2 protein-coding genes are annotated in these 1,486 nt (G+C 45.0%); both read right to left on the reverse strand.

Going from position 1 to position 1,486, the window contains the following annotated elements; all coding sequences use genetic code 11:
- Window positions 1–69: 69 nt before the first annotated feature.
- A complete protein-coding gene (locus V7201_RS22285; protein ID WP_335378951.1) occupies window positions 70–807 on the reverse strand; it encodes a TPM domain-containing protein in 738 nt (245 codons plus the stop codon).
- 2 nt (window positions 808–809) lie between these two features.
- A complete protein-coding gene (locus tag V7201_RS22290; protein WP_335378952.1) occupies window positions 810–1,379 on the reverse strand; it encodes a LemA family protein in 570 nt (189 codons plus the stop codon).
- Between the last annotated feature and the right edge of the window lie 107 nt (window positions 1,380–1,486).

Below are 1,486 nucleotides of genomic sequence, written 5' to 3' on the forward strand. Positions count from 1 at the left end.
CTTTAATACAGATTTTTTTTATTTTCCCTGAAGCAAAACGACGAGTGTGCATTAATAGTGAAATCCTTGCTACCAGCCACGGCTTGCCCCGCCGCCTCCGGAAGATCCACCGCCCCCACCGCGGGGACCTCCACCACTGCCGCCGCCTCTTGAAACAATGGAAAGGAGCATATAGGTTAGAGTGCCTCCGAAAAACATGAAATCTAGTACGACAACTCCGATTATGATAATGATCAGCAGCCAGGTTGGGATTGGGAAATCCTGCTCCTGTTGCTGCTGTTGCGGGACATCTCCGAACTCATTGGTGCCTGAAACTTCATTTGCGAGCGCCTGGTACGTATTCATAACCGCCAGATTAGGCTGGCCATTTTTCAGGTGGGGGATGGCATATTCATCCAGAATTCTTCCTGCCTTGCCATCAGGAATCGTTCCTTCAAGTCCGTACCCAACTTCAATCCTTATTTTTTTTTCTTTCATCGCCAAAACTAGCAGAACACCGTTATTATCCTTTTCAGTGCCGAGGCCGTATTTGCGATAAGCTTCAACTGAGTATTCTTCAATGCTTGTGTCTCCGATGGAATCGACTGTGAGAACAGCAACTTGGGAGGTTGTTTGATCTTCAATCGACCTTCCTATGTTGTGCATCTGGATTTCTTCATTCTCATTTAATATATTTGCAAAGTCCTGGACATAAATATCCCCAACAGGTGCCGGAATTTCATTTCGTGCCGCGATTGCTCCGGCTGGAAGCAGCAACAGCAGGATGCCAATTATTGCTGCTAGTCCGGAGAATCTTCCTTGGCTCATCGTTAGCCTCCAAAATCAACCGAAGGAGCTTCTTGTGCCCTTGGGTCCGCTTTGAAATATTCCTTTTCATCAAAACCGGTAATACTTGCAACAATGGCACCCGGGAACTGCTTGACCTTCTTGTTATACACGGCTACTTGATCATTATAGTCTTTTCTCGCCACTGCCAGTCTGTTCTCCGTGCCAGCAAGCTCGTCCATTAATTGAGTAAACTGTTTGTCTGCTTTTAAGTTTGGATAATTCTCAACTACTACGAGCAATCTGCTTAGAGCGCCAGAAAGCTCTGCGTTTGCAGTTGCCTGGTCTTCGGGTGTTTTTGCTCCGGCTAAGCGTGCTCTCGCATCTGAAATCGACTGAATCACTTCTTTTTCATGAGCAGCATATCCCTTTACAGTATTAACAAGGTTCGGGATCAGGTCGAGCCGTCTTTGAAGCTGGTTCTCGACTTGAGCATATGCCTGGTTAACATTTTCCTCTTCGCTTACGAAGCTGTTATAGCTTCCCACTCCCATCATGATAAAAATACCGATTATGACTAACAAACCAATAATAATTCCTAATCCTTTTTTCATTCATTTGCCACTCCTGTTTCTATGATGTATTGGTAATGACGGTATTTTTCCCTCTTTTAGCAGGTTTTTAAACTTAAAGGTTTTTTCCTTTGGCTCTGTTAAAGCTG

Origin of the sequence: Bacillus sp. JJ1122 (assembly GCF_036964885.1) — a bacterium.
Taxonomy (GTDB): Bacteria; Bacillota; Bacilli; order Bacillales; family Cytobacillaceae; genus Mesobacillus.

Coding starts and splice junctions, on each gene's coding strand:
- V7201_RS22285 (WP_335378951.1), bottom strand. CDS start 807: ATGAGCCAAGGAAGATTCTCCGGACTAGCAGCAATAATTGGCATCCTG.
- V7201_RS22290 (WP_335378952.1), bottom strand. CDS start 1,379: ATGAAAAAAGGATTAGGAATTATTATTGGTTTGTTAGTCATAATCGGT.